The 2198-nt window shown below is 73.6% G+C and carries 2 protein-coding genes; both read left to right on the forward strand.

The window, feature by feature from the left end:
- Positions 1 to 207: 207 nt before the first annotated feature.
- Positions 208 to 1116, forward strand: coding sequence for a DUF4097 family beta strand repeat-containing protein (locus ACFU7Z_RS38880; RefSeq protein WP_074001425.1), 909 nt, complete (start codon positions 208 to 210; stop codon positions 1114 to 1116).
- 1 nt (position 1117) lies between these two features.
- Positions 1118 to 2152 carry a PadR family transcriptional regulator gene (locus ACFU7Z_RS38885; RefSeq protein ID WP_049649443.1) on the forward strand — a complete coding sequence of 345 codons (1035 nt, stop codon included), beginning with the start codon at positions 1118 to 1120 and terminating at the stop codon, positions 2150 to 2152.
- Positions 2153 to 2198 lie beyond the last annotated feature (46 nt).

Here is a 2198-nt window from a genome sequence, read left to right on the forward strand (position 1 = left end):
GGCCTCACGCGTGTCCGGGTACGGAAGGGTGCTGAAGGGTGCGGAGGGTGCGGAGGGATGCGGAACCCCGGGGGCCTCGTAGGGGAGGCCTCGGGGACGGATCGGGGTCGGGTTCGGGGGTCGGGGCGCTTGACTCTGCCAGCACGCGATATATCGTCTTTAGAAGAGAACGCGATACATCGCGATCGACAACGGGAGGCGACGGACATGAGCCAGTGGACGGTCGAGGGCACCGAGAGGATCACCTTCGACGAGCCGGTGCGCGCGCTGCACGTGCGGACCATCGAGGGCACGGTGAACGTGGTGGCGGCCGACGGCCCGACCCGCCTGGAGGTCACCGAGCTGGCCGGCGAGCCCCTGCACGTGACCCTGGTGGACGGCGTCCTGACGGTCACCTACAAGGACATCCACAGCTGGGGCGAGTTCGGCGACCGGCTCAAGTCGGTCGGCTCGGTGAAGGACCTCTTCGGCTCCTTCAAGCGCAAGCGGATCGCCGCCGTGACGGTGACCGTCCCGACCGAGGTCGAGGTCAAGGTCGGCACCGTGTCGGCCGACACCACCGTCAGCGGCGTCAGCGGGCACGTGTCGGTGCAGAGCGCCAACGGCGACACCACCCTCGCCGGGGTCACCGGCCAGATCGAGGCCGGCACCGTCACCGGCGACGTGGACGCCCACGCGGTCGGCGGCCGGCTCAAGGTCAACACCGTCTCCGGGCAGCTCACCGTGATCGCCGGCACCGCCGACCGGGTCCAGGCCAACACCGTCACCGGCGCCGTCACCCTGGACCTCGACGTGGCCGGCGAGACCGACGTCAAGGTCAACACCGTCAGCGGCGCCGTCGTGATCCGGATCCCCTCGCTGGCCGACGCCACCGTCGAGGCCGGCTCCACCAGCGGCGACGTCTCCAGCACCTTCGAGGAGCTCCAGATGAGCAGCACCTGGGGCGCCAAGAAGATCTCCGGCCGCCTCGGCGAGGGCCGCGGCAGCCTCCACGTCACCACCGTCTCCGGCGCGGTCACCGTGCTGCGCCGCCCCGAGGCGGAGGAGGACGGCCCGGTCGTGGTCAAGGAGCTCCCGGCCGGCCCGGGCACCCCGAACCTCACCAAGGAGGCCTGAGATGACCCCTGTGTTCGGCCACGGCCGGCTCCGCCTCTACCTGCTGAAGCTGCTGGACGAGGCCCCGCGCCACGGCTACGAGGTGATCCGGCTCCTGGAGGAGCGGTTCCAGGGCCTGTACGCCCCCTCGGCCGGGACGGTCTACCCGCGGCTGGCCAAGCTGGAGCAGGAGGGCCTGGTCGCCCACAGCACCGAGGGCGGCCGCAAGGTGTACCGGCTGACCGACGCCGGGCGCGCCGAACTCGAAGCCCGGCAGGTCGAGTTGGACGAGCTGGAGGTGGAGATCCGGGACTCCGTGGCGCAGCTCGCCGGGGCGATCCGCGAGGACGTCCGGGACAGCGCCAAGGACCTGCGCGAGGAGCTGTGGAACGCCGCCCGGCAGGCGCCCGGGCCGGAGCGCACCGAGCCCGGCGACCCGTGGGCCGGGCCCTGGGGCGACAACGAGTCCTGGCAGCGCGCCAAGGAGGAGTTCGCCCAGTTCAAGCAGCAGGCCAAGGAGCAGGCCAAGCGCGCCCGGGAGCAGGAGAAGGCCGCCAAGGCCAAGGCGAAGGCCGCCGAGGCGGAGGCCCGACGGCTGCGCGAGCAGGCCAAGGCCTCGCGCACCGCGGCCCAGCAGGAGGCGCTGCGGATCAAGCGCCGGGTCGAGCAGCAGGTGCGCGAGCACGCCGCGAAGGGCGACTGGCCGACCGGGCTGGCCGAGGGCCTGTCCGAGCTGACCAAGGGCCTGGCCGGCCTGGCCGACGCGGCCCGCTGGGGCCACGGCGCGGAGGAGCCGCCCGCCGAGCCCGCCGAGCGGGTCACCGTGACCAGGATCGACCTGGACAAGGACGGGTCCGACACCCCGGCCGACCTGCCGCCGTGGGCCGCCACCGACCCGGCCGGGGACCCGGCCCGCGAGCTGGAGCGGCTGCTCGACCGCTTCCGCGACCAGGTCCGCGACGCGGCCCGGGACGGCGGGGTGAACGCGGACACGCTGGCCGAGGCCCGTACGGTGCTGGGCGCCGCGGGCGAGCGGCTGAAGCGGCTGCTCGGCTGAGCCCGGAACGGCTCCTGCGGCCCGGTGCCCCCGTCACGGGAGGCAC

Origin of the sequence: Kitasatospora sp. NPDC057518 (assembly GCF_042802075.1) — a bacterium.
GTDB lineage: Bacteria > Actinomycetota > Actinomycetes > Streptomycetales > Streptomycetaceae > Kitasatospora.

Excerpts from the sequence above, each read along its gene's own strand:
- ACFU7Z_RS38880 (WP_074001425.1), top strand. The coding sequence starts at position 208 with ATGAGCCAGTGGACGGTCGAGGGCACCGAGAGGATCACCTTCGACGAG.
- ACFU7Z_RS38885 (WP_049649443.1), top strand. The coding sequence starts at position 1,118 with ATGACCCCTGTGTTCGGCCACGGCCGGCTCCGCCTCTACCTGCTGAAG.